Annotated in this window: 22 protein-coding genes, 1 tRNA gene and 1 other RNA gene; 10 read left to right on the forward strand and 14 right to left on the reverse strand. The window is 68.0% G+C overall.

The annotated features are described in order from the left end of the window. Positions 1-51 precede the first annotated feature (51 nt). Entirely contained in the window at positions 52-762 is a 711-nt protein-coding gene (locus tag C0541_RS00485; protein WP_115045629.1) for a DUF2490 domain-containing protein, read from the reverse strand. Here C0541_RS00485 and C0541_RS20815 point away from each other — a divergent pair. After that, a complete protein-coding gene (locus C0541_RS20815; RefSeq protein WP_161959808.1) occupies positions 761-898 on the forward strand; it encodes a hypothetical protein in 138 nt (45 codons plus the stop codon). The genes C0541_RS00485 and C0541_RS20815 overlap by 2 nt on opposite strands. Before the next feature lie 83 nt (positions 899-981). Here C0541_RS20815 and mnmG read toward each other — a convergent pair whose 3' ends face one another. Together mnmG and C0541_RS00495 are read right to left on the reverse strand one after the other, a co-directional pair. Then, positions 982-2,886 (reverse strand): tRNA uridine-5-carboxymethylaminomethyl(34) synthesis enzyme MnmG, encoded by a 1,905-nt coding sequence (gene mnmG, locus C0541_RS00490; protein ID WP_115045233.1) that lies wholly within the window; start codon positions 2,884-2,886, stop codon positions 982-984. A gap of 571 nt (positions 2,887-3,457) precedes the next feature. Then, a complete protein-coding gene (locus tag C0541_RS00495) occupies positions 3,458-3,937 on the reverse strand; it encodes a hypothetical protein (RefSeq protein WP_115045234.1) in 480 nt (159 codons plus the stop codon). Positions 3,938-4,094: 157 nt separating this feature from the next. Between C0541_RS00495 and C0541_RS00500 the strand changes: the two genes are divergently transcribed. The 3 genes from C0541_RS00500 to C0541_RS00510 all read left to right on the forward strand — a co-directional run bounded on the left by C0541_RS00500 (position 4,095) and on the right by C0541_RS00510 (position 6,155). Further along, on the forward strand, positions 4,095-5,054 hold the full coding sequence (locus C0541_RS00500) for a pyridoxal-phosphate dependent enzyme (RefSeq protein WP_115045235.1): 960 nt from the start codon (positions 4,095-4,097) through the stop codon (positions 5,052-5,054). Next, complete coding sequence (locus C0541_RS00505; protein WP_115045630.1) at positions 5,039-5,656, forward strand: YdcF family protein; 618 nt, start codon at positions 5,039-5,041, stop codon at positions 5,654-5,656. The genes C0541_RS00500 and C0541_RS00505 overlap by 16 nt, the downstream gene beginning before the upstream one ends. Before the next feature lie 79 nt (positions 5,657-5,735). Beyond that, on the forward strand, positions 5,736-6,155 hold the full coding sequence (locus tag C0541_RS00510) for a nuclear transport factor 2 family protein (RefSeq protein ID WP_115045236.1): 420 nt from the start codon (positions 5,736-5,738) through the stop codon (positions 6,153-6,155). A gap of 664 nt (positions 6,156-6,819) precedes the next feature. Here C0541_RS00510 and lpxO read toward each other — a convergent pair. Then, the gene (gene lpxO / locus C0541_RS00515) at positions 6,820-7,725 is read right to left on the reverse strand and encodes a lipid A hydroxylase LpxO (protein ID WP_115045237.1); all 906 of its coding nucleotides are present in this window, start codon (positions 7,723-7,725) and stop codon (positions 6,820-6,822) included. A gap of 100 nt (positions 7,726-7,825) precedes the next feature. On the opposite strand from lpxO, the gene C0541_RS00520 reads away from it, so the two are divergent. Continuing rightward, positions 7,826-7,902: non-coding RNA, sX9 sRNA (locus tag C0541_RS00520), on the forward strand. Positions 7,903-8,069: 167 nt separating this feature from the next. On the opposite strand, the gene bioC is transcribed toward C0541_RS00520, so the two are convergent. The 5 genes from bioC to bioB form a co-directional block, all read right to left on the reverse strand. Then, the gene (bioC, locus tag C0541_RS00525) at positions 8,070-8,954 is read right to left on the reverse strand and encodes a malonyl-ACP O-methyltransferase BioC (RefSeq protein ID WP_115045631.1); all 885 of its coding nucleotides are present in this window, start codon (positions 8,952-8,954) and stop codon (positions 8,070-8,072) included. Positions 8,955-9,320: 366 nt separating this feature from the next. After that, positions 9,321-10,103, reverse strand: a complete 783-nt coding sequence (locus C0541_RS00530) for an SDR family oxidoreductase (RefSeq protein WP_115045238.1) — start codon at positions 10,101-10,103, stop codon at positions 9,321-9,323. Between the two features lie 44 nt (positions 10,104-10,147). After that, the gene (gene bioH, locus C0541_RS00535; RefSeq protein ID WP_115045239.1) at positions 10,148-10,909 is read right to left on the reverse strand and encodes a pimeloyl-ACP methyl ester esterase BioH; all 762 of its coding nucleotides are present in this window, start codon (positions 10,907-10,909) and stop codon (positions 10,148-10,150) included. Positions 10,910-11,210: 301 nt separating this feature from the next. Further along, positions 11,211-12,416 (reverse strand): 8-amino-7-oxononanoate synthase, encoded by a 1,206-nt coding sequence (gene bioF, locus C0541_RS00540; RefSeq protein ID WP_115045240.1) that lies wholly within the window; start codon positions 12,414-12,416, stop codon positions 11,211-11,213. 99 nt (positions 12,417-12,515) lie between these two features. Continuing rightward, a complete protein-coding gene (gene bioB, locus C0541_RS00545; protein ID WP_115045241.1) occupies positions 12,516-13,550 on the reverse strand; it encodes a biotin synthase BioB in 1,035 nt (344 codons plus the stop codon). Positions 13,551-13,599: 49 nt separating this feature from the next. Between bioB and C0541_RS00550 the strand changes: the two genes are divergently transcribed. After that, positions 13,600-14,325 carry a ComF family protein gene (locus C0541_RS00550; RefSeq protein ID WP_193725833.1) on the forward strand — a complete coding sequence of 242 codons (726 nt, stop codon included), beginning with the start codon at positions 13,600-13,602 and terminating at the stop codon, positions 14,323-14,325. A gap of 109 nt (positions 14,326-14,434) precedes the next feature. Here C0541_RS00550 and ubiA read toward each other — a convergent pair whose 3' ends face one another. After that, entirely contained in the window at positions 14,435-15,340 is a 906-nt protein-coding gene (gene ubiA, locus C0541_RS00555; protein ID WP_115045243.1) for a 4-hydroxybenzoate octaprenyltransferase, read from the reverse strand. Between the two features lie 219 nt (positions 15,341-15,559). On the opposite strand from ubiA, the gene C0541_RS00560 reads away from it, so the two are divergent. Then, positions 15,560-15,636, forward strand: a tRNA-Arg gene (locus tag C0541_RS00560). 232 nt (positions 15,637-15,868) lie between these two features. On the opposite strand, the gene C0541_RS00565 is transcribed toward C0541_RS00560, so the two are convergent. Then, on the reverse strand, positions 15,869-16,351 hold the full coding sequence (locus C0541_RS00565; RefSeq protein WP_115045244.1) for a MarR family winged helix-turn-helix transcriptional regulator: 483 nt from the start codon (positions 16,349-16,351) through the stop codon (positions 15,869-15,871). A gap of 211 nt (positions 16,352-16,562) precedes the next feature. On the opposite strand from C0541_RS00565, the gene C0541_RS00570 reads away from it, so the two are divergent. Next, positions 16,563-16,904, forward strand: coding sequence for an SDR family NAD(P)-dependent oxidoreductase (locus C0541_RS00570; RefSeq protein ID WP_274519084.1), 342 nt, complete (start codon positions 16,563-16,565; stop codon positions 16,902-16,904). A 261-nt stretch (positions 16,905-17,165) separates the two neighbouring features. Here the strand turns inward: C0541_RS00570 and C0541_RS00575 are convergent, their stop codons facing one another. Then, positions 17,166-17,507 carry an HPF/RaiA family ribosome-associated protein gene (locus C0541_RS00575; RefSeq protein WP_115045246.1) on the reverse strand — a complete coding sequence of 114 codons (342 nt, stop codon included), beginning with the start codon at positions 17,505-17,507 and terminating at the stop codon, positions 17,166-17,168. Between the two features lie 352 nt (positions 17,508-17,859). Between C0541_RS00575 and C0541_RS00580 the strand changes: the two genes are divergently transcribed. Then, positions 17,860-20,283 carry a DUF3772 domain-containing protein gene (locus C0541_RS00580; RefSeq protein ID WP_161959853.1) on the forward strand — a complete coding sequence of 808 codons (2,424 nt, stop codon included), beginning with the start codon at positions 17,860-17,862 and terminating at the stop codon, positions 20,281-20,283. A 610-nt stretch (positions 20,284-20,893) separates the two neighbouring features. Here the strand turns inward: C0541_RS00580 and C0541_RS00590 are convergent. After that, positions 20,894-23,002: a phosphoglycerol transferase I gene (locus tag C0541_RS00590; protein WP_115045248.1), complete on the reverse strand. Its 2,109-nt coding sequence runs from the start codon at positions 23,000-23,002 to the stop codon at positions 20,894-20,896. A gap of 88 nt (positions 23,003-23,090) precedes the next feature. On the opposite strand from C0541_RS00590, the gene C0541_RS20970 reads away from it, so the two are divergent. After that, positions 23,091-23,309 carry a hypothetical protein gene (locus C0541_RS20970; protein ID WP_193725853.1) on the forward strand — a complete coding sequence of 73 codons (219 nt, stop codon included), beginning with the start codon at positions 23,091-23,093 and terminating at the stop codon, positions 23,307-23,309. Between the two features lie 65 nt (positions 23,310-23,374). Here the strand turns inward: C0541_RS20970 and C0541_RS00600 are convergent, their stop codons facing one another. Beyond that, positions 23,375-25,099 carry an ABC1 kinase family protein gene (locus tag C0541_RS00600; RefSeq protein ID WP_115045250.1) on the reverse strand — a complete coding sequence of 575 codons (1,725 nt, stop codon included), beginning with the start codon at positions 25,097-25,099 and terminating at the stop codon, positions 23,375-23,377. Positions 25,100-25,237 lie beyond the last annotated feature (138 nt).

The following is a 25,237-nucleotide window of genomic DNA, read 5'->3' on the forward strand; positions in this document are numbered from 1 at the left end:
GGCGCCCGGTAACGCCGCTCCACGCCGGTGATCATGCAGGCCTTGCTGGCCTCAGAAGTTGAAGCGGAAGGTGGTCATCAGCACGTGGTTTTCGCGGTCCACCGTATTGGTGTTGACGAACTGATTCAGATAGCCGACGTCGACATTGGCGATGTCGTTGAACTTCCAGTTGATGCCGACGAAGACGCGGTTCTGGTCCAGGCCGCGTCGCGCGCCCCATTCGGTCCGATCGAGATTGACGAACAGTTCGTTGAACGCCACCCACGACAGTTGCGCAGACAACGCACTGGGCCGGACCGCCCTGATCATCTGGCGCACCCGATACCCTTCATCGCTGAATCCCTCGCGGTGACGCTGCTCCAGGCGGGTGCGGCTGGTGATGGTGATGTTGGCAATCGGATCGAACTGATATTGAAATTGTCCCCACCAGCGATTTTCGCGATTGGAGGATTGCCCGGCCGGATGGCTGATGATGGTGTCGTAGCCCATCCAGACGCTGGCCTTGGGAGTGAGCCGGTAAAACAGCGCGGGACGCAGGATCAACTGATCGAACTGTTCGCCTTCTTCGCGCCAGCGTGGATGCACATCCATGCTCCAGTACAGGTTTTCCACCGGCAGCTTGCCCTGGGCATACACGCTCAGCCAGTAACGCCCGTCTTCCTCGGTCTGTGCCGCCGCCTGCGAGGTGCCGCCCAGCATCAGCAGCAGGGCGGGACAGGCGATTCGGTAGGTTGCCGTCAGCAGCGCGCGCAGTGGGTTCATGATCAGCAAGTCGTCAGTGGTGCCGGAGCATAGCAACTCGGTCGCGACCTCCATCAAACTTCCCTGCATCGCCGCTGCGCTGACGGCGTGTTGCTTCGCATGCGGCGACATGGAGTCGCGCAGTGACATCGGCTGACAATCGTTCAGCCACATCCAGCGCGTAGATGCGCAAGCTCGAATACGCGGCCGATGCGCACCTGCCAGCGTATCGGCGGGCGTCTACGCCACCTGGCTGCGGCGCGCCCGTTCCAGATGCACCAGCAGCAGCGAGATCGCCGCCGGCGTCATGCCGGGAATGCGTTGCGCCTGGCCGATGCTTTGCGGGCGTACGCGTTCGAGCTTCTGCTGCACTTCGATCGACAACCCACGCACGCCGGCGTAATCGAATCCTTCCGGAATCGGGGTGGTTTCGTGGCGCTGCTGGCGCGCGATGTCGTCGCGTTGGCGATCCAGGTAGCCGGCGTACTTGACGCTGATCTCCACCTGCTCGGCCACCTGCGCATCGTCCACGCCCGGCCCCAGGGTCGGCACGCGCATCAGCGTGGCGTAGTTGAGTTCGGGGCGCTTGATCAGGTCCAGCACGTTGGTTTCGCGGCTCACCGCCACGCCCAGGGCCTGGGCCACTTCGCGGCCCAGCGCATTGCCCGGGGTGGCCCACAGCGCCGACAGGCGCGCGCTTTCGCGCTGCACCGCCTCCTGCTTGGCCGCAAACCGCGCCCAGCGCGCATCGTCGACCAGCCCCATCGCGCGGCCGACGCCGGTCAGGCGCGCATCGGCATTGTCCTCGCGCAGCTGCAGCCGGTATTCGGCGCGGCTGGTGAACATGCGGTACGGCTCGGTGGTGCCGTGGGTGATCAGGTCGTCCACCAGCACGCCCAGGTAGGCCTGGTCGCGGCGCGGCGACCACGCCGGCAACTCCTGCCCATGACGCGCGGCATTGAGGCCGGCGAGCAGGCCCTGTGCGGCGGCCTCCTCGTAACCGGTGGTGCCGTTGATCTGGCCGGCGAAGAACAGCCCGCCCACTGCCTTGGTTTCCAGCGAGGCCTTGAGCCCGCGCGGGTCGAAGAAGTCGTATTCGATCGCATAGCCGGGGCGGGTGATGTGCGCCTGCGCAAACCCGTGGATCGAGCGCACCAGCGCCAGCTGCACGTCGAACGGCAGCGAGGTGGAGATGCCGTTGGGATAGATCTCGGCCACGTCCAGGCCTTCGGGTTCGACGAAGATCTGGTGGCTGGTCTTCTCGGCAAAGCGCACCACCTTGTCCTCGATCGACGGGCAGTAACGCGGGCCGATGCCTTCGATCTGCCCCGAATACAGCGGCGAGCGATGCAGCGCGTTGCGGATGATGTCGTGGGTCTGCTCGGTGGTCTGGGTGATCCAGCAGCTGACCTGGCGCGGGTGATCGCTGAGCTGGCCCATGAACGACATCACCGGCAGCGGATCGTCGCCGGGTTGTTCGGCCATCACGCCGTAGTCGAGCGTGCGCCCGTCGATGCGCGGCGGGGTGCCGGTCTTGAGCCGGTCGATCGCGAACGGCCGCTCGCGCAGGCGCGCGGCCAGCGTGGTGGCCGGCGGGTCGCCCATGCGCCCGGCCGCGTACTGGGTTTCGCCGACGTGGATCTTGCCGGCCAGGAAGGTGCCGGCGGTCAGCACCACCGCCGGCGCTTCGAAGCGCAGCCCGGTCTGGGTGACCACGCCGCGCACGCTGTCGGCTTCGGCAGCGCCGTTGTGGATGATCAGGTCGTCCACTGCCGCCTGGAACACGGTCAGGTTGGGCTGCGCCTCGACGATGCGGCGGATCGCATTGCGGTAGAGGTTGCGGTCGGCCTGGCAGCGGGTGGCGCGTACCGCCGGCCCCTTGGAGGCATTGAGCGTGCGCCACTGGATGCCGGCCTGATCCGCCGCACGTGCCATCGCCCCGCCCAGCGCGTCGATCTCCTTGACCAGATGGCCCTTGCCGATCCCGCCGATGGCCGGGTTGCAGCTCATCGCGCCCACCGTCTCGATGTTGTGGGTCAGCAGCAGGGTGCGGGCACCGGCGCGCGCGGACGCCAGCGCCGCCTCGGTGCCGGCATGGCCGCCGCCGATCACGATGACGTCGTAGCGATAAAAGGAGTCGGACATGGGCGTGGACCAGGAGCAGAAGGAGGTTGGCGGCCGCGAAAGTATCGGCTGAAGGGCGAACGAGGTCACTTGATCACTAAAAATGTGATGTACATCACACTATTGAACACTGCCCCTCAAGTTGGCATGTTCCGTGCGGATATCCCTACTGCACCCGTCGTGGCATTGCGACATGGGCGCAAAGGCTGGAATTGGAACAGGGGCCAGCCGCGCGTGCGATGGGGTAGCGTAAGGGTCGGTAGTCGGGGGACTGCCGACCCTTATTTTTTCGCGATCCCGTGCCGGCGCAACCTGGCCGCAACCCATGCCGGTTCCCACGGCAGGGCAGACGACAAAAACATAAAGCCCCGGCATGCCGGGGCTTTATGCATTGAAGGCGCCGATATCCGACAGGGCCGGAACAGGGGGGATCCAGATTTCCCTGTCGGACATCGACATAAGTCGGTCAATGCGGCCGGCCAGGTCAAAAAATGACGCGGCGGGTCACACAGAGCGCCTAGCTTGCGACCAAGTGCCGGCTGAACGCAAGCCCCCAGCATCGCCATTTGTGGGCCACGTCGCAGTCAGCAACTCAGGGAATCTGCTCGCGCGGGTTGCGGGGCGCAGTCTGTCGTTGAATCTCGCGGATCACCCGCGGCGGCGCACCGATACGCGGCGGTGGCCGCGACGGCGGCGCACCGGTCGGCGGTGGACGATTGGGCTGCTGCGGGCGCGGCCCGTTGGGACGGGGGGCGTTCGGACGCGGGCCGTAGAACGCGCCATCCGGACGCGGCGGCCGGTATTGCGGGCGCCGATCGTTCTGGCGGTAGTAGTAGCCGCCACCGCCGCGGTAGACCGGATACACCGGATAGTCGTACAGCCCGATCGACCCGGCACCATAGGGGTAGCCGTACGGGCTGCCGTAGGAATACGGTGTGTACCCCGGCGGGTAGCGATACTGCACCGCGGGCGCGCCGCGGTAGTAGCCGCCCGACCCAGCGCCGGTGTAGTCGTACGTTGCGCAGCCGCCCAGGGCCAACAGCCCGGCGGCGAAGATCAGACGGAATTTCATTGATGGTGCCCTCCTGCAACCATGGTGTCACTTTCGAACCGATGCATTGAATCGGTCCTTAACTGTGCCGCAATGTGCTGCTTCTGCCTCGATCCAGCATGCGCGGGCAGTGCGCCTGCAGCCGTGAAGGCGAAGACGATACGTTAATCTTGCAGGCATGATCGAGACGGTCCCTCTTGCCCATTCCGACGTCCTGCAAGCCGCTGCGCGCATCGCGCCGCAGTGCGCGCCGACACCGCTGCTGACCTCGCACAGCCTGGACGCCCTCTGCGGCGCGCAGCTGTTCTTCAAGGCCGAACACCTGCAGCGCAGCGGCGCATTCAAGTTCCGTGGTGCCTGCAACGCGGTGTGGTCATTGCCGGCCGGGCTTGCCGCACGCGGCGTTGTCACCCATTCGTCCGGCAATCACGGCGCCGCACTGGCGCTTGCCGCGCGCACGCGCGGGATCGGTTGCCATGTGGTGGTGCCCGACGGCGCGGTGGCCGCCAAGCTGGCCAATATTTCCCGTCACGGCGCCACGCTGTGGCGCTGCGCGCCCACCATCGCGGCACGCGAGCAGATGTGTGCCGAGGTCCAGTCCGGCAGCGGCGCGACGCTGGTGCATCCGTATACCGACCCGGCCGTGATCGCCGGGCAGGGCACCGCCGCGCTGGAGCTGCTGCGGCAGAGCGGCGGGCTGGACGTGCTGGTGGCACCGGTCGGCGGTGGCGGGCTGGCCGCCGGCACCGCACTGGCGCTGCAAGCGGCACCGGGCTGTGCGCTGGTGCTGGCCGAGCCGAGCGGGGCGGCCGATACCGCGCGGTCGCTGGCGGCCGGCGAGCGCCTGGTCGACTTCGTGCCCGACACGCTGTGCGACGGCCTGCGTGGCACCCTGGGCGCGCCGAACTTCGCGCTGTTGCAGGCCGCCGGCGCGCAGGTGATCACCGTGGACGATACGGCGGTGGTGCAGGCGATGCGGCTGATCTGGCAGGTGCTCAAACAGGTGGTGGAGCCATCCTCGGCAATTGCGCTGGCGGCGGTGCTGGCCGAGCCGGCACGCTTTGCCGGACGGCGGGTCGGGCTGATCCTGTCCGGCGGCAATGTCGACCTGGATGCGCTGCCCTGGGCTGCGGCGTGAGCAGGCGCTCGCGCGGGATCGGCCTGTGGGGCTGGAGCTGGCGGCTGTGCATGCTGGCGCTGATCTGGCTGGTGGGCGTGGCCGGCTGGATCGTCTGGGTCGGCGATCGCGACCAGGCCGCGCCCGCCGACGTGATCATCGTGCTGGGTGCGGCGGCCTACGACGCGCGCCCCTCGCCGGTGTTCGAGGAGCGCATCCGGCATGCGCTGGACCTGTATACGCAGGGCTACGCGCCGCGGCTGCTGTTCACTGGCGGCTTCGGCAACGGCGCACGCTTTGCCGAGTCGCAGGTGGCGCGGCGCTATGCGCTACGCCACGGCGTCCCGCCGGAAGCGATCGTGATCGAGACGGTCTCGCGCACCACCCGGCAGAATCTGCAACAGGCACGCGCGCTGATGGCCCGTCACGGCATGCACCGGGCGATCATCGTCAGCGACCCCCTGCACATGGCGCGCGCGCTGCGGCTGAGCCAGGAGCTGGGGGTGGATGCAGTGGCCTCGTCCACGCCCAGCACGCGCTTTCGCAGCTTCCACACCAGCTGGCGTTTCCTGCTGCAGGAGGTCTATTACTTCCATCGCGATCTGGTGGTCAAGGGCGCCTGATGCGGGCGTGCCGCATGGCAGGCGTGTCGAAGCGCAGCACGCGCTCTATGATGCGGCTTTCCCAGCGGCAGGTACGAGCATGAGCGAGCGCAATCGGCAACACGCCATCGGCCTGGTCCAGGCCTACTACGACGCCTTCAACCGCGGCGATTGGGACGCCATGCTGGCGTTCCTGGCCGACGATGTCGCGCACGACCTCAATCAGGGCCCGCGCGAGATCGGCCGGGCGGCATTTGCCGCCTTCCTGCAGCGCATGAACGACAGCTACCGCGAGCAACTGCGCGATGTCGTGGTCAGCGCCAACGAGGACGGTACGCGGGTCGGCGCCGAGTACGTGGTGCACGGGGTCTACCACACCACCGACGAAGGCCTGCCGGAGGCCAACGGGCAGACCTACGTGCTGCCGGGCGGTGCGTTCTTTGCTGTACACGAGGACAGGATCACCCGCGTCACCAACTACTACAACCTGCAGGAATGGATCGCGCAGGTGTCGCGCTGAGTGCCCCACGTAGGAGCGCACCCGGGCGCGACGGGTGTTACCGGGAATGCCTCATCGCGCCCGGGTGCGCTCCTACGTGGGTTGTCCGGCGTTGCGGCATTAGTCCGGTGTTGCGGCACTCGGTGCGTGGCCAGCCTGTGCCGGTCGGCATGGCGGTCAGGCCCGCGTAGGAGCGCGCTTGCGCGCGACGGGCGTTACCGGGAACGCCCCATCGCGCGCAAGCGCGCTCCTACGTGGGTTGTCCGGCGTTGCGGCATTAGTCCGGCGTTGCGGCACTCGGTGCGTGGCCAGCCTGTGCCGGTCGGCATGGCGNCCCGCGTAGGAGCGCACCCGGGCGCGACGGGCGTTACCGGGAATGCCCCATCGCGCGCAAGCGCGCTCCTACGTGGGTTGTCCGGCCTTGCGGCATTAGTCCGGCGTTGCGGCACTCGGTGCGTGGCCAGCCTGTGCCGGTCGGCATGCCAGTCAGCCCCGCGTAGGAGCGCACCCGGGCGCGACGGGCGTTACCGGGAACGCCTCATCGCGCGCAAGCGCGCTCCTACGNGCGTGGCCAGCCTGTGCCGGTCGGCATGCCAGTCAGCCCCGCGTAGGAGCGCACCCGGGCGCGACGGGCGTTACCGGGAACGCCTCATCGCGCGCAAGCGCGCTCCTACGCGGGGGCGGGTTACAGCAGCACGATCCCGACCACTACCAGGATGAAGATGCTCCACTTGAGCGTCTGGTACAGCGGGTTGTTGCGTTCCTTCAGCGCCTTGGCCTTCAGGCGCGCGGCGTAGAAATAGCGGAATACGCGGTTGATGCCGCCGGTCTTGTCGCCTTCCTGGTTGGGCGAGGCACCGGCCGAGAGCAGGCTGCGGCCGACGAAGCGGTTCACCGCCGCGGCCCAGCGCCAGCGCATCGGGCGCTCGATGTCGCAGAACAGGATGATGCGGTCCTGGTCGGTGTCGTTGCGCGCGTAGTGGATGTAGGTCTCGTCGAACATCGTCCATTCGCCATCGCGCCAGCTGTGGCGCTGGCCGTCGACGTCGATGAAGCAGCGGTCGTCGTTGGGCGTGGCCAGTCCCAGGTGCAGGCGCATCGAGCCGGCGAACGGGTCGCGGTGCGGGCGCAGTTCGCTGCCCGGCGGCAACTCGGCGAACATCGCGGCCTTGACCGTGGGGATGGACTTCAGCAGCGCGGTGGTCTGCGGGCACAGCTCGGACGCCGACGGGTGCGCGGTGCCGTACCACTTCAGGTAGAAGCGCTTCCAGCCACGGCGGAAGAACGAGTTGAAGCCGATGTCGGTATAGCCGTCGGCGGCGCGGATCTTCTGCATCTGCTGCAGGGCCACCGCTTCATCGCGGATCAGCGGCCAGTTGGCACGCAGCGGCGCCAGTTCCGGGAATTCCTTGCCGGGATCGATGAACGGCGTGGTCGGCACCCGCGAACACAGATACATCAGCGTGTTGATCGGCGCCATGAAGGTGGAATGGTCCAGCAGCTGCCGGCTGAGCCGGTGCCGCACGCGACCGCGGTAATGGATGTACAGCGCCGATGCGATGAACAGCGCGATGATGAGCCACTTCAACATTGGGAAGGCCGATTGGGGGACGGGGGCCGCAAGCACAGCAGCGGCGGACAAAACGACCGTGCAGCGGCCGGGCGGGGCGCTGCTGGTGCCCGGAACCGGCATGTACCACGCGTACATGGGCGGTTCCTGCGCGTGGCGTGCAGCCACCTGGGGACTGCTCGCGACGTTTTGCTAGCCATGCTGGTTGAGGCGTTGAACAAGGCGGGCCGCAACAGGAACCTGCGGCCGTCGACTGCTGAATTCTACCGGGTGTCGGGACCGAGCCTGACAGGTCCGCATTGGTGTGGTCGCAAAACTGTGTGTCTCGCCGGCAGCGGCTGCGTTGCCGGCGGCGATCTGTACCGCTAGTCGATGCGGCGGCGGATCGGAATCGAGGCCACCGGCACGCTGGCAACGTCATGCCCCTGGTCGCGGATGGGCGCGCCCGGTGCCGGTGCCCAGGCATGGGCATAGATCACTTCCCAGGAGCTGGGCAAGGTGCCGTCCGGCCGCCGCAGGGGCTCGTAGGCGGCGCTGGCGGCGGCAAAGCGGCCGCGTCCGGTCAGGGTGGCGCGGCGATTGCTGAGCGCGTTGGTGGCGCCCATCGCGCGCAGCTCGCGCATCAAGGCGGGCAGGTCGCTGTAGGTCAGCGTGAACAGGTCGCGGTCCAGCACCGGGTCGCGGAAGCCGGACATCAGCAGGGCATCGCCGAACTGGGCGATCGGCGGGAAGCGGCTGACATGCGGGGCCGGGTCGGCCTGGGCGAAGGCCTCGCGCAATTCGATCAGCGTCTCCGGGCCGAAGGTGGAGCACAGCAGCAAGCCGCCCGGCCGCAGCGCGCGGCGGAACCCGGCGAACACCGCCGGCAGGTCTTCCACCCATTGCAGGCACAGGTTGCTGAAGATCACGTCCACGCTGCCGTCGGCCACCGGCAGGGCGCGCGCATCGGCGCAGACCTGCGCGAACGGCTTCCACCAGCCCGCCGCCTTACGCGCCTGGCGCAGCATCGGCATGGCCTGGTCCAGCGCGATCACCTGCGCCTTGGGCCAGCGCTTCTTGATCGCGCCGCTGGCATGGCCGGGGCCGGCACCGACATCCAGCACCACCTTGGGCACCTGGTCGCCCAAGTAGTCGAGCGATTCGAGCAGGCGGGCTTCCGCCTCGCGCTGCAGTGCGGCGGCGGCGGCATAGCTGCTGGCGGCACGCGCAAAGGCGCGCCGGACGTGGCGGGGGTCGAAGGTACTGTTCATTGCGTCGCTATTGTCGCCGCTGCGCGCGGCGGAGGGAATCGATGTGTGGTGCGAGAAGGCATTCGGGCTGGGCGCTGCGCAGGTGGTCATACGGCATCGGGCGGGGCTGGAGGCGCGAGCGATCTGCACGGTGTCCTGCCAGGCAGACATCCGACAGCGGGTGAGATCACTGCGTTGATTGCAAGGCGCGCTGGCTTGACGCATGCAATCGGTCTCTCGCTGCACGCCCGCCGCTGCGGGCATTTGATCCGTGCCCGCCTGCGCTTCGCTGCGTTCGCGCGAGGTGGACCGAAGATGCGCTGCAGGGTGTGGGTAGGCAGGCCGCCATGCGATGTGTCACAGCTCGGCTGAGGCGATGCGATTTGGCTAGAACGTGCCGGGATAGCTGCCGCCGTCGATCAGCAGGTTCTGCCCGGTGATGTAGCCGGCCTGCGCGCTGCACAGGAACGCGCAGGCCGCGCCGAATTCGTCCGGCTCGCCGAAGCGTGCGGCCGGAATGCCCGCACGCTTGCGCTCGGCGACGTCGTCGGCACTGCTGCCTTGTTGTTGCGCGATCGCCGCGAAGTTGCCGCGCAACCGGTCGGTGGCGAACTGGCCGGGCAGCAGATTGTTGATGGTGACGTTGTCGGCGACCGTGCTGCGCGCCAGCCCGGCGACGAAGCCGGTGAGGCCGGCGCGTGCGCCATTGGACAGGCCCAGGATGTCGATCGGCGCCTTCACCGCGCTGGAGGTGATGTTGACGATGCGGCCGAAGCGTCGCGCGCGCATCGTATCGACGGTGGCGCGGATCAGTTCGATCGGCGCCAGCATGTTGGCATCCAGCGCGCGCAGCCAGTCGTCGCGTTCCCACTGGCGAAAATCGCCGGGCGGCGGGCCACCGGCGTTGTTGATGAGGATATCCACCTGCGGGCAGGCCGCGAGTGCATCGGCGCGTCCCTGCGGGGTGGCGATATCGGCCACCACGCTGCGCACCTCGCCGGCACCCGGCAGCGCGCGTAGCGCAGCGGCCGATTGCTCCAGGGCAGCGCGGCCGCGCGCGACGATCACCACGTTGACGCCTTCGCTGGCCAGCGCGCGTGCGCAGCCCAATCCCAGGCCCTTGCTGGCGGCGCACACCAATGCCCAACGTCCGGCGATTCCCAGGTCCATGCGCTGCTCCCTCGATCAGTGAGTCGGCATGATCGGCGATCCGCTCACGGCACGGACGCAACGAAGCGTTGCAGCGCCTCGGCGACCTGGTCGGCGTGGCCGAGAAATGGTGCGTGTCCGCCGCCGGCAATGGTGAGGGCTTGCGCCTGCGGCGCCAGCGCTGCAGCGGCCTGCATGCCGGCGGCAGGGACCAGGCGATCGCGCTGGCCGGCGATCCACAGGCTGGGGCGTGTCAGTTGCGGCAGCGCGCGGCGCAGGTCGGTGCGTTCCAGCAGGCCAAGACCTTGCTGCAACGCTGCGGCGGCTGGTTCGCCGCGCGCCACCAGCGTCTCGCGCAGGCTGCGCAACTCGGCGCGGGCATGCGCCGAGCCCAGCGTATCCAGCGCCAGAAAGCGCTCCAGCGTGCCGCGATAATCGCGTGCCAGATCCTGGCCGAATTGCACGAAGACCTCGCGCTCGACCGCGTCCGGCCACTCGTTGCCACGCACGAAACGCGGCGTGGCCGCGATCATCGCCAGCCCGCGCACCTTCGGCTGGGTGGCGGCGGCATGCAGTGCGAACAGCCCGCCCAGCGACCAGCCGAGCCACACCGCCGGCGGGGTGGCCGCGGCGATGCCGGCGACCACGTCCGGCAGTGCCAGCGGCGTGCTGTCCTCGCGGCTGAAACCGTGCCCGGGCAGATCCACCAGATGCAGTTGATGCTGCGCGGCCAGGCGTTCCACCAGCGGCGCGAACACGCCGCCGTGCAGTGCCCAACCGTGCAGAAGAACCAGCGCAGGCCCGTGGCCGATGACATCGATATGCATGCGGGGATTGTCGCCGATTGGCGACAGTCGGTGCGCAGATCCGTGCGCAAGCGGCGGTGAGTTTGAGTCGGTGCTTGGCGCTTGCGCGTGGCGCGTCGATCCCGGGATTGGAAGCAGTTCCGTGGCATGCGCACATGACCATGACCATGACCATGACCGCAGCAGTACCAACGCCAGTGATCCATCAGGTGTCAGTTGGTAGGGATTGCGCGCGCGGCGCTGCGGTTTCAGTCGGGCAATCGGTGCCCCCCGCGTACCGGCAGCGCTGGCCGGCTGCTGGGCAATCGTCCTGATGTCGCCCTCAGGCCGACGCGCGCAGCGGCTGCCGACCGACCACATCGCGCGCCTGCACGATGGCCTCGATCAAGGCCTGCACCTGCTGCGGCGTATGCAGGGCGGACAAGGTCACACGCAGGCGCGCCTTGCCTTCGGGCACGGTGGGCGGGCGGATTGCGCCGACCAGGAAGCCGGCCTGTTCCAGCGCGGCGGACATTGCCATCACCGTGGTTTCTTCGCCGCACAGCAGGGGCTGGATCGGCGTGTCGGAGGCCATCAGTTCGAAGCCGTGCCGGCGTGCGCCATCGCGAAAACTGCCGATCGACTCGGCCAGCTTGGCACGCCGCCAATCGTCGCGACGCGCCAGGCGCACGGCCGCCAGCGTTGCAGCGACCTGCGCCGGCGGCAACGCGGTGGTGTAGATGTAGGGGCGCGCGGTTTCGGCCAGATGACGCACCAGCGTTTCATCGCCGACAACGACGGCGCCATAGCCGCCAAGCGCCTTGCCCAGGGTCACCAGCTGCAGCGGCACCTCGGCCAGGCCCAGGCCGGCATCGGCCACGCAGCCGCGCCCCTGCGGCCCGAGCACGCCCACGCCATGCGCGTCGTCAACGTAGAACAGCGCCTGCTGCATGCGCGCGACCAGGCTCAACGCACGCAGCGGGGCCACATCGCCATCCATGCTGAAGACGCCATCGCTGGCCAGCATCGCCGCGCCCTCGGGCGCGCCCTTGAGCTGGCGCATCGCGCCTTCCACATCCAGGTGCGGATAGCGCCGCAGCCGGCAGCCGGCCAGGCGCGTGGCATCGAGCAGGCTGGCGTGGTTGAGCCGGTCCTGCACGCAGACATCGTCGTCTTCGCTGAGCAGGGCCTGCTGCACCGCCAGATTGGCGACAAAGCCGCTGCCGAACAGCAGCGCCGATGGATAGCCCAGCCACTGCGCGATCTCGCGTTCCAGCGTTTCGTGCGCGGTGTGGTGGCCGCAGATCAGGTGCGAGGCGGTGGCGCCGGCACCATCGCGCGCGGCGGCGTCCTGCAACGCGGCGACCACTTCGAACTGCTGCGACAGGCCCAGATAATCGTTGGAGCAGAAGCCGGTCAGCCAGCGGCCATCGATCTCCAGCCGCACGCCATCGCGCCGGCCGACCAGCCGCCGTACCCGCACCCGTTCCTGGGCCACACGCAAGGTGCGCAGCGACGAAATCCGTTCGTGCAGATCGGGGCGAGCCATGGGGGGGCGTTCAGCGGCAGAAAGGTGCGCTAGCGTAGCCTGCCGCGCCCGGCGCGCCCAGCCGGCACCGACGATCGGTGCCGGGTGCTCGCTTCGCGGTCAGGCGGCGTGCTCGCAGGCCGTGCTGCGGGTGATCTCCGCATGCACGGTGCCGGGGTGGTCGTGGTCGGCGGCGTCGACGGTGACCTGCATCGGGCGCAGGCCCAGGCGCTGGAACAGGGCCTGGTCGCGTTCGGTGTCCGGGTTGCCGGTGGTGAGCAATTTTTCGCCGTAGAAGATCGAGTTGGCACCGGCCAGGAAGCACAGCGCCTGCAGCTCGTCGCTCATCGCTTCGCGGCCGGCGGACAGCCGCACCATCGAATGCGGCATCGTGATGCGGGCCACCGCGATCATGCGCACGAACTCGAACGGGTCCAGCTGCTGGGTGCCGTGCAACGGCGTGCCGGCAACCTGCACCAGCTGGTTGATCGGCACCGAGTCCGGATGCGCCGGCAGCGTGGCCAGCGCCAGCAGCAGGCCGATGCGGTGCTCGCGGGTTTCGCCCATGCCGACGATGCCGCCGCAGCAGGTCTTCAGGCCGACATCGCGCACATGCTCCAGCGTGTTCAGGCGGTCCTGGTACTGGCGGGTGTGGATGATCGAGTCGTAGTAATCCGGCGCGGTGTCCAGATTGTGGTTGTAATAGTCCAGCCCGGCGTCCTTGAGCGCGCGCGCCTGGCCGGCATCGAGCATGCCGAGCGTGGCACAGGTCTCCAGCCCCATCGCCTTGACCTCGCGGATCATCGCCGCGACCTTGGGGATGTCGCGCTCCTTGGGCGAGCGCCAGGCCGCGCCCATGCAGAAGCGCGAGGCGCCGGCGGCCTTGGCCTGGCGTGCCTTGGCGACCACCTCGTCGGTCTCCATCAGCTTCTGCGCGGTCACGCCGGTGTCGTAGCGCTGCGCCTGCGGGCAGTACGCGCAGTCTTCCGGGCAGCCGCCGGTCTTGACCGACAGCAGCGTGGAGACCTGCACTTCGGCCGGATCGAAGTGTTCGCGATGCACGCTGGCGGCGCGGTGCAGCAGCTCCGGAAACGGCAGATCGAACAGCGCCTGCAGTTCGTGGCGATCCCAGTCATGGCGTACGACAACAGACATCGGGGTTTCCTGACAGTCAGCGGCTTGGAAGCCAGGCAGTCTGGTGAGCATGCGAGAGGCTGTCAACTTCGATGGGGTGCGCTCGGTTTACAGGTGGCCGCGACGGGTGGTGCGGCTGCTGCTGCCGAGCCTGTGCCTGGTGTGCGCCGAGGCCGGCACGGCCGATGGCGATCTCTGCCCGCCGTGCCGTGCGGCCTTGCCGGAGCATGGCCACGCCTGTCGGTGTTGCGCAATGCCGCTGTCCGCCTCCGATGGCGCGCGGCTGTGCGGGCAATGCCTGCAGCAGCGCCCGCCGCTGCAGCACGTGCATGCGTGCTTTAGCTATCGCTGGCCGGTGGATGGCCTGCTGCGGCGGTTCAAGTTTCACCAGGATCTGGCCGCCGGGCGCCTGCTCAGCGCGTTGATGGCCCACCGGTGTGCCGGACTGCCGCGTCCGCAGGCACTGGTGCCGGTGAGCCTGCATCGGCAGCGCCTGCGCCAGCGTGGTTACGACCAGGCGCTGGAACTGGCCAGGCCGCTTGGCCGCGCGCTGCGGTTGCCCTGCCTGCCCTTGCTGCGCCGGGTCCGCGCGACCGCGCCGCAGTCGGAGCTGGACGCGGCCGAACGCCAGCACAACCTGCGCGGCGCCTTCGTCGCGGGTGGCACGTTGCCGGCGCATGTGGCGTTGGTGGATGACGTGATGACCACCGGCGCGACGCTGCATGCGGCGGCGCAGGCCTTGCGTCGGGCCGGTGTGCAGCGGGTGGATGCGTGGGTATGCGCGCGGGTGCGGTGACGCTTGGTGGGTTGTGAGCTGCACCATGGGGCTTCGCCCGTACCCTCACCCCCAACCCCTCTCCCGCGGGGAGAGGGGCTCGAGCCGAGGCGATTTGCCTGTCTGCGGGTCAGCGCATTGCCAGGGCGGCGGCGATTCCGGCGAAGATCGCCAGGCCCACCCAGTTGTTGTGCAGGAAGGCGCGGAAGCACGGGCCGCGTTCGCGGTGGCGGGCAAGGCGGAATTCGTAGGCCACCAGCAACGCGGCCGCGCCCAGCCCGGTCCAGTAGGCAATGCCGAGATCGGCGCGCAGGCCGACCAGTGCCAGTGCTGCAAACATCGCCGCATACAGCAGGCCCTGTGCGAGCAGGTCGAACCTGCCGAACAGGATGGCGGTGGACTTGCTGCCCATGCGGATGTCGTCCTCGCGGTCGACCATGGCGTACCAGGTGTCATAGGCCGTCGCCCACAGGATGTTGGCCGCGTACAGCAGCCAGGCCAGCACGGGCACACTGCCCTGCACCGCGGCGAACGCCATCGGGATGCCCCAGCCGAAGGCCATGCCCAGATAGACCTGGGGCAGGTGGGTATGGCGTTTGAGATAGGGGTAGCTGGCGGCCAGGAACACGCCCGGCACGCTCAGCGCCACGGTCAGCCAGTTGAGCGTGAGCACCAGCGCGAACGCCACCAGCATCAGCACCACGAACACCCACAGCGCCTCGCGCCCGGACACCGCCCCGGTGGCCAGCGGACGCGACCTGGTGCGCTCCACATGCGGGTCCAGCCAGCGGTCGGCATAGTCGTTGATCACGCAGCCGGCCGAGCGGGTCAGCCAGACCCCGGCAGTGAACACGCACAGCGTCCACAACGGCGGCAGGCCATCGGCAGCCAGCCACAATGCCCACCAGGTGGGCCACAGCAACAACAGGCTGCCGATCGGACGATCGCCGCGGACCAGCTTCCAGTACTGCCCCAGTCGCTGCGGCCAGGTCAGCGCGGGCGCTGCCGGCAGCTGTTCAACACCATGCTTGCTCATGCTGCAAAGGGTAGCAGTGCGGCTCGCCCGCGGTCATGCGCTGCTCGGGGGATCGCGCGATGCAGCGTCCAGGCGTCCAGGCGGCTGCCCATGCGGCGTCAAGCCGGTGCGGGTGCTGGACCAGGTAAGCCCGGGCGGCACGCGGTGCCCGGGCCTTCGGCACGCAGGCGCTGCCGGTGTCACGCGCGCGGCGATGGTTCTGGCATAATGCCCGGCCAGGCGCTCGTAGCTCAGCCGGATAGAGTAGTGGCTTCCGAAGCCATTGGTCGGGGGTTCGAATCCCTCCGGGCGCACCAGATGAACCCTGCGGGGACATCCAAGAAGGTCCAAAACCCCTGAGAAATCAGGGGTTTTCTGTTGCCTGCAGGTGCTCCCGGACCCGCCCTGATTCCGGTGAACTCCAGGCGGACCGGTGGCATGGATGGGGGGCATCGGCCTCCAGCACGGATACCGACGCCCGATGCCCTAGGGCGACGCTGCAGTAGGTGGCGCAAAGCCGCCACCAAGCCCGCCTGGCAACCCGGCCGCTCAGGTCCCGGACATTCCTGGTCGACGGTCTGCGTCGCAGAACGCCAGGCACTGGCTCTCCAGATTGCGGAGCACGCGCACCGCGATCCGGCCTTCGGTGTCGTCCATGCCGGCAATCAATTCGTTGCGCAGGCCGTCCAGTGCCTCGCCCAGTTTGAGTGACAAGGCGCGGCCGCGTCTGGTCAGGTGCAGGGTCTTGGCGCGGCCATCGGACCGATCCCTGCGCCGCTTCAGCAAGCCTTCCTGCTCGAGTTGGGTGACCGATCGCGCAATGGCGGCCGGATCAAGCGCCGATTCCTCGGCCACGTCTTTCTGCCGGATGCCGTCGCCCAGCCGGGCGATCACCAGGACAACCGCCGCTATGGACAGCGAAACGCCCAACTGCGCCAGGGCGACTCCCGCCGCGCGTTGCCACGCGCGCCCGGCGGGCAGCACGGTCCAGGTCAGCGTCGTTCGCCACTCTTCGCCTTCGTGAAATGACATATACCGCCGGGTTCCATTGCTGATGCGTCCGGGACAAGGTGTCCGGATTTCGCCTGTTTTCCGCGACACCTTAACCCGATATGCGACCGGAAGCCGCAGCGTCGACCTACTGCGTCGCCGCTATTGTTGACGTGTCAATTAAATTCTATCCTCATCCTCCTGCCCTTCAACCCATTCGTCGCGCGTCCGTGGTGCGTCCGGCGGCGCTGCCATCGTCAACATGGCCTCTGCCCTGGGGCTGGTCGGCCAACGCAACAACGCGGCCTACATCGCTTGCAAGCGCGCCATCGTCGGCGCGACGCAATCGGCAGCGATGGATCATTCGGATCGCGGCGTCCGCGTGAATGCGACCGCGCCGGGCTACATCGACACGCCGCTGGTGCGCAGCGTCGTGAGCCAGGAGGATTTCGAGCGGATCGTCTCGCCCCATCCGATCGGTTGCCCGGGAACGCACGAAGAGATCGCCACTGCGGCGGCCTTCCGCTTGTCCGATCTCGCTTCGTCCATCACCGGCGCCGTGCTTGCGGCCGACGGCGGAGACACCGCGCAGTGACCCGGCCTCTGCAAGCGCAGACACGCCGGCGACTGGGATCTGGCCCTGCCTTGAAACGCAGGATTCAAGGGATTACTTGAAATCCTCCGGACGCAGCCAACCAGGACCCCCCTGCTCGCAGCAGTGGCATTGCTGCGGGCAGAGGGCGGCTCTGGATCGGGGGTTGGAGGCGGACTGGCGTATCCGCGCCTTGTTGACTGCGGCGCCAACCACGCATCGGCTGGCAGGGGGCGCCCGGCGCCGCCCTGCGCAGGCTCAGGATCAGAGCACTTCCGGCGGCGGTGCGGTGGCCTTGGCGTGCTGCTTGCCGCGTGCATGTTCGATGGCGGTGCGCAGCTTGCGCGCGGCGCCGGTCACGGCCGAGGCGGTGGTGTCGGCGCTATTGGTCGCGGCGATCGGCGGCAGGCCGGCCACATGCGCCTCGATGCTGCAGGTTCGATCCGCCGCCCCACCGCGTTGGCCGTTTTCATCGCGCAAATGCACCTCGACGCGGGTGATGTCGTTGGCGAAATGCGCCAGCTGGGCGGAGCAGGTCTTCTCGACATGCTGCACGACGGAGGGGTCATGCGGCACGTGCTTGTCGGTCTGGATCTGAATCTGCATAGAGTGTCTCCTTCGCGGTCATCCGCTGCGTCTGCCGTAGCGGTGACCCGATTCTGCGACAGCCCACCGTTGCCGCAAGGTGACAAGCTGCACCGCGTTCATGCGCAGGTCGGGATGGCCGGCCGGCGCGTCCGCTGCGGTGGCAGGCGCGGTCACGGCGATCGCCAAAAAACCTCCAATCGTGCAGCACCCAGCGCTCCTGGCGAGCTCTGCCAGGCTGAACCCGCACGGCAGCAGCGAACTGCCCGGCTGCGGGCAGTGGATTAAGATGCCGGCACCGCGCTGGTGTGCGCCTGTCCGATCTTTGCCTGTGTCCGAATTCCGAGTTGCCCTGGGTGTCCGTCGCGGCGTGTTGCAGCGCGTCCTGCTGCTGGTCGCGTTGTGGATGGTGTGCGTGGGTGCTGCCGTGGCGCAGGACGACGACACGTTGCTGGAGACCGCGCGGACGCAGCTCGACGGCATGCAGAAGGTGCTGACCCAGGCCGACGACGGCATGCAGAAGGCCGATACCGACCAACTGGGCAAGCTGACCGACAACGTCGCCGGCGCGCAGCGGCAGGCGCAGGATCTGGTACGCACGCTGGAGCAACCGCTCAAGGAGCTCAACGGGCGCTTGGAGGGGCTTGGTGTCGCGGCGCAAAACGAACCGACCGAGCTGGGCAACCAACGCAGGTTGCTGGCCAAGCAGCGCGATCAGCTCAACGCCGAGTTCATCCGGGCCACGCTGCTGGTCTCCAACGCCAAGGACCTGGCCGACCGGCTCGAACGCGAGCGCGTGCAACGCTTCAGCGTGAAGCTCTCCACACGGGTGGCCTCGCCGTTGTCGCCAACGTTGTGGCATCAGATCGGGCAGCAGTGGCCCGACGATCGTGCCCGCCTGCAGGCCTTGTCCGCCAAGACGCTGCAGCTGGTGCAGGCAGGCGTTGCCGCCAGCGGTGTGGGCGGGCTGATCACCGCTGCCGTGGTCGCGTTGCTGCTGGCACTGCCGCTGCGTCTCTTCCTGCGCCACCTGGGGCGTCGCTACGCGGCCTCGCGTGCGCCCGGCGGACGCCTGCGCCGCTCGGGGCTGGCCTTGTGGTTTCTGCTGGTCGGCACGCTGAGCCTGGGAATCGGGGCGTTCGTGCTGGTCGAAGGCATCCGCGCGCTCGGCGAGCCGCCCGACGACCTGGACCAGCTGCTGACCGGGTTTGTCGCCATCAGCCTGGTGGCTGCCTTCGTCGGTTCGCTCAGCGCCAGCCTGTTGATGAAACACCAGCCCAGCTGGCGCCTGTTCCCGCTGGACGATGCCACCGTCGACCGCCTGCGCGTGCACTGCCTGGCCACTGCGGCAGTGATCTGGTTCAGCGGCATGGCGACCAAGATCAACGAGGTGGCCGGCAGCAGCCCGGCGTTGACCACCGCCACCGATGCGGTGGCGGCATTGCTGTATGCGGGGTTGATCCTGTCGGCGCTGGCCGGGCTGAGCCTGTCCCTGCGCGCGCATGCGGCAAATGCCGGCGTGGCCGATCCGGACAGCGATGCGCCGCCGCCGGTGGTCTCGCGCGGTGGCGGCTTCATCGTGCTGATTCGCCTGCTGGGTCATCTGGCGGTGATCTTCGCGCTGGTCGCGGCCCTGTTCGGCTATCTCAATCTAGCCTTGTTCGTGGAGCGGCAGATCATCTGGATCACCCTGGTGTGCAGCCTGCTCGGCCTGCTGGTGGTGTTTACCGACGATCTGATGACCTGGCTGTTCAAGCCGGACGGCCGTTTCAGCCGGGCGTTGTCGCATGCGCTCAGCATCGGCAGCGGACGCCTGGTGCAGCTGGGGCTGCTGATCTCGGCCGCGACACGGGTGTTGCTGGTGCTGCTGGGTATCGCGGTGCTGCTGACGCCGTATGGCGCCAACATCAGCGTGATCACCGATTGGGCGGAGAACATCGCCCACGGCATCACCATCGGCAAGGAGCTGGTGATCACCCCTGGCGACGTGTTCAGGGCGCTGTGCGTGTTCCTGCTCGGCATGGGGCTGGTGCACCTGGTGCAGCAGTGGTTGCTCAATACCTATCTGCCCAAGACCGAGCTCGATGACGGTGCGCGCAACTCCATCAGCACGGTGGCGCGCTACCTGGGCTGGCTGATCGTGGTGGTGTGGGGCCTGACCGCACTGGGCCTGGATCTGAAGCGGCTTGCGCTGGTGCTGAGCGCATTGTCGGTGGGCATCGGTTTCGGCCTGCAGGCGATCACGCAGAACTTCGTGTCGGGGTTGATCCTGCTGGCCGAGCGGCCGGTGAAGATCGGCGATTGGGTGCGCATCGGCGACCAGGAGGGCGACGTGCGCAAGATCAGCGTGCGTGCGACCGAGATCCAGGTCGGCGACCGCTCCACCCTGATCGTGCCCAACTCGGAATTGATCACCAAGAGCGTGCGCAACATGACGCTGTCCAACCCGATGGGCCGGGTGCAGCTGCAATTCTCGGTGCCACTGGAAACCGACGTGGCAAAGGTGCGCAACATGCTGCTGGACCTGTTCGCCGAGCACACCAAGGTGCTGGCCGATCCGGCACCCTCGGTGTTCATCGATTCGCTGGCCGGCGGCCACGTCAACTTCAATTCGTTCGCCTATGTGCGCAGCCCGCGCGACTCGTACGGGGTGCGCAGCGAGCTGTTCTTCGCGCTGCTGCAGCGCATGGAGACGGCAGGGATTGCACTGCAGTCGCCGCAGGAAATCCGCTTCAGCCGTGCAGGTGCCGCGGTGGCGCGCGAGCCGGGCGACGGCACGCCGGCATCGGAAGACTGAGCCGGCGCGTGCACGATGCGCGGCGTGCCTTACGCCGGTGGTGCAGCTAAAACCCGCAGGGTCGAGGGCGCGGTACCCCCACCGCTTGCGGGACACGCCGGGAACCCGTCCCTGGGGATCCGGTGGCGGCATCCATGCCGCCGCACGGTCCCGCAACCGGCGAGGACACCGCACCAGACAGTTGGTCGGCCCTCATCTGAAAAGCTGTCTGCCGTGCGGTGTGCATCTGACCTGGAGCCGATGCTTCACGATCGAACAAGGTGCATCCGGATCCGGCACTGCTCTTCCATGCACACCGACCCTCTCGACGGGTCCTTGCCCGCCCACCGTCGCGGGACCCTGAGCGGCATGGAGGCCGCGCCGGAGCCTACAGGGACGTACTTGCGGCGCGTCCCGCGATGGTGGGCGGGCAAGGGCNCACCGTCGCGGGACCCTGAGCGGCATGGAGGCCGCGCCGGAGCCTACAGGGACGTACTTGCGGCGCGTCCCGCGATGGTGGGCGGGCAAGGGCCCTGCAGCCAGGCCGCACATCGCATGCTTCGGCTTCGGCCTTGGCTTTGCGTTGGCCTCATCCACATCGCCCAGTCCAGGACCAGGACGATGGCCAGGCTCAGGAGCGATCCGCGACCTGGGTCTGTTTCACCAGGGCCAGATCGTCCACGCTGACATCTTCGGTGTAGTCCAGCCAGGCACGGATCTCCAGATCGTCCACCGCATGTTCCAGGCCCACCGGCATGCGGATGCGACCGGCCGCATCGGGCACCACCCATTGCTGGGCAAGCACCACCTTGCGCTCCGACGAGACGGCTTCCACCCAGAACGCCCGCGTCGGCCGGCGCTTGGCGTACAGCTCCAGCATGTAACGACCGGCCTCGGTCTTGCGCGCAGTCTGGGTGAGCATGATCGGTTGGCGCACGCGAGGGCGCGGGCCTTGCTGGCTGGCTTCCAGCGGCGCGTCCACGGCGATGCCGCGGGTCAGGTCCGGATCGCGATACAGCTTCATGCTCTGGTGGCGGTCGACCACCAATGCGCACCAATCGCCATCGGCCGAGCCATCCTCGAACGCCGTGCAGCGATCCACATACGCCAGCGTGCCCTCGGTGTGGGTGCGATCGAACTGGCGCGAGGTGTTTTCCAGATAGACGGTTTTGAGATTGGTGTCGTCGTCGTATTCCAGCAGCACCGGCGGTCGCACCTGTTGCACGCCCACCACCACATCGCCATTGCCGTTGATACGCAGCATGCGGGTGCTGCGCCCGGTCCACAGCGTGCGCGCGTAGGCGAGATAGCGCGGGTAGTCCTTGCCGCTGTCACGGCTGGCCGCCACGCTGGCGCTGGGAGGCGCATCGCTGGCCAGCAGCGAGCGGCCGAAGCCCAGCGTGCGCATGCCCGGTTCCAGCAGCTGCAACAGCGTTGCACCCGAATCCAGCGTGCTGCCCGCGCGCGTGACCACTTGCTGCGGAGCGATGTCCTTGCCGAGGAACAGCAGCAGGTTTTCGCGCTTCTGCTTGGCCAGCACGTCGCTGAGATCGTTGGGCATCGCCAGGTGGTCGGAGGCGATCACGATGAGGGTGTTCCTGCCGTAGCGGCTGTTGCGAATGCGGGTGACCAGCTCGCCGATCAGCCGGTCGCTGCACTTGATCGCATGCAGCAGGCCGATGTCGCCCAGCGCGCTGTCGTAGTGCTGGCCCTTGCACGCCAGCGGCAGATGGCCGGCAGGGTGGTGGGTGTCCATGGTCAGCGTGGTGAGCATGAACGGCTGGCCGGCGCGCGACAGTGCCTGGAAGCTGTCCCAGGCATCGTCCAGCAGCACATCGTCGTGCACGCCCCAGGCGGAAAAGTGCTTGGGCGCCACGCCCTTGGCGCGGAAGTAGCTGACGTCGTGCACCACATCGAACCCATGGCTGGACAGAAAACTGCCCTTGCCGGCAAAGCTGGCATCGGCGCCACCGACATAGTGATTGCGGTAGCCCTGATCCTTGAGATAGTCGCCCAGGCAGCGTGCTTCGGGCAGGAACAGGCCCATGCGATCCATGCTGTTTTCATCGCCTGGCGCGGTGGTCAGCGGCACGCCGCACATCGAGGCGACCATGCCGGCGATGGTCCAGCCGCTGCCTTCGGTGGAGGTGAGGTTGCGCACGTCCACTGCTTCGCTGGCCAGCGCGCGCAGGTTCGGCATCAGGCCGGGAAACACCGCTTCATCGAAATAGGTGCGTTCCAGGCTCTCGCCGTAGATCCACACGATGTTCTTGCGCTTCTGCAAGGGCTGCTGCGGCACCAGGTATTCCGGTACCACGGTGGCGTAATCGACCGGGCGCAACTGGTAGTACAGGCGCTTGCCGTCGCGGTACAAGGGGCTGACCGCGATGCTGACCAGCAACATCATCACGAAGGCGCCGAACACCGCGTTGCCTCCGCGCGGGCGACGGAAACGCCGCACCTTCAGCAACACCAGCGGGCTGAGCGACAGCAACACCATGCCGATAAACACGGCGATATAGGCGGAAAAATCGCTGACGCCGGCACCGTCCATGTCCGCGCGCAGGTGATACAGCGTGGCGGCGTTGATGCCGTCGCCGCTGAGCCTGTCCACCAGGCCCCAGGCACTGAGCACCAGCAGCAGCAGCGACAACAGTGCGGCCTTCAGCCACGCCAGGCGCGGCGAGGCGACCAAGAGCCAAAGCAGGAGCAACAGCGAAAACAACAACATCCAATGCATGCGGCAGCGTCCGTGGGGGAATGGTGCGAGCGCGTACCGGACGCCTTGCTCGCCATGTCCTGTGCGCCACCTGCAATGTGACGCCCGGATGACGGACTATGCCGCGCCGAAGCTGACTGAAATGTTTGTTGGCGTTAAGCCATCGGCGCAGCGTGGCGGGTTGCGCGCGCTGCCGATTATCGAGGCGCGGTGGCGTTCGCCAGAGATCGGCGATAGCTGCATTGCGCGTTTGGCGCGCTTCTGGCATGTAGGCGAGGTCTCAACAACGCTGCACCGCCTGTTCCACGTTGACAGTTGGACGCGGTGATCTCGGCAAGCGGCGCGGCGTGAAGCCAGGTCGCGCCCGGGTGCGCTCCTACGTGGGGCGTGGCGCTATCGATGCCCGCGTTCTTCGCGCGCACGCACGCGACGGTCGAACAGCAGGGCGCTGAGTACGATGCCCAGGCCGAGCACCACGCCGAGCAGGAACAGCACCATCGCAATCGCCGGATAGCCCCACAGCTTCAAGCCGGTCTCGATGCGCATCATCTGCGCCGAGGCCATGATCAATGCCGCAGTCACGATGCCGGCCGCCACGCGGTTGGCGATCTTCTGCAGGCTTTCCATCAGATGCGATTCTTCCAGCCCGGTGACGCGCATCTGCAGGCGGTTTTCCGCCGCCAGCGACAGGATCTCGGACATGCGGCGCGGTCCTTCGCGCACCAGGTGCTGCAGTTCCATCGCCTCGCTGGCCAGGTTGGCGGCCGACAGCGACTTCTTCAGCCGCGCGCGCATCACATGCTGCAGATGGCGCTCGACGATGCGGCGCGTGTCCAGGTGCGGCGACAGCGCGCGGCACACGCCTTCCAGGTTCAACAAGGTCTTGCCGAGCAGGCTCAGCTCCGGCGGCGTGCGCAAGCCATTGGAGGTGGCGATGCGCACCAGATCCAGCACCACGCGGCCCTCGGAGGTGGTGTCGTGGGCGGCATACCGGGCGATCATCTGCCCGGTTTCGCGCTGGTAGCGGTCCTCGTCGTAATCCTCCAGGCGCGTGCTGAGCGCGATGGTCTCTTCGGCGACTTCCTCGCCACGCCCGTCGACGGCGGCGAACAGCAGCTTGAGCAAGCGCTCGCGCAGGCGCGGCGGCACGTGCGCGACCATGCCCAGGTCGAAGATCGCCAGGCGCCCGTCCTGCAGCACGCGCAGGTTGCCCGGATGCGGGTCGGCATGGATCTCGCCATGCACGAACATCTGGTCCAGGTAGCCCTTGACCAGCTCTGCGGCCAGCGTGTCCATCGGCTGCTCGGTGCGGCGCAGGCCGGAGATCTTGTCCACCCGCACGCCTTCGGCCAGCTGCATGGTCAGCACCTTGCGGCTGCTCAGGTCCCACACCGGTTGCGGAATCCACAACAGCGGAAAGGGCTTGAGATGCTTGCCGAAGCGCGCCAGCGTCTCGGCCTCGTCTTCGTAATTGAGCTCGGCGCGCAAGGTCTTGCCGAACTCGCCCAGCCAGTCGGCAAAGCGCACGCGCCGGCCGATGCCGGTCAGGCGGTCGGCGGCGGTGGCAAAGCTCTTGAGCACGTCCAGGTCCGAACGGACCTGGGCGGCGACTTCGGGTTTTTGCACCTTGATCGCCACCGGGGTGCCGTCGCGCAGGGCCGCGCGGTGCACCTGCGCCAGCGAGGCGCAGCCCAGCGGCACCGGGTCGAAGAACGAGAACGCCTTGTTGACCGACACGCCGAGTTCTTCCTCGATGATCTGGCGGATACGCTCCACCGGCACCGAGCTGGTGTTCTCCTGCATGCGCTCCAGCGCGGTGGCGAACTCCGGCGGCACGATGTCCGGGCGCGTGGACAGCATCTGGCCGAGCTTGACGAAGGTGGGGCCGAGCGCTTCCAGGTCGGAGACGAACTGGTCGGGCGTGCCTTCGGCAGGCACTTCGTATTCGTTGATCGCGGCCGGATCCAGGTTCATGCCGGCGAACACGCCCGACCCGCGATACCGCAGCAACAGGCGCAGGATCTGCGTGCGACGGCTCATGCCACCCACCACCGCGGTGTCGGCCGGGATCGCGGCCTGGGCCGGTGTGCGATACGGGTCGTTCGGACTCAAGGCCATCTCCGGCGGTCATGCAAGAGAACGAGTGTGGCCAGCGGTGGGTCGTCAGGTGGTGAATCCAGCCGCGCCGCCACCGCGCAGCGGTCCGGCGTCCCGGGGGCCGGCGGGCACGGCCGGGTTGCCTGGTCGGAGAGCGTC

The organism is Xanthomonas arboricola (assembly GCF_003353015.1).
Lineage (GTDB): Bacteria > Pseudomonadota > Gammaproteobacteria > Xanthomonadales > Xanthomonadaceae > Xanthomonas > Xanthomonas arboricola_E.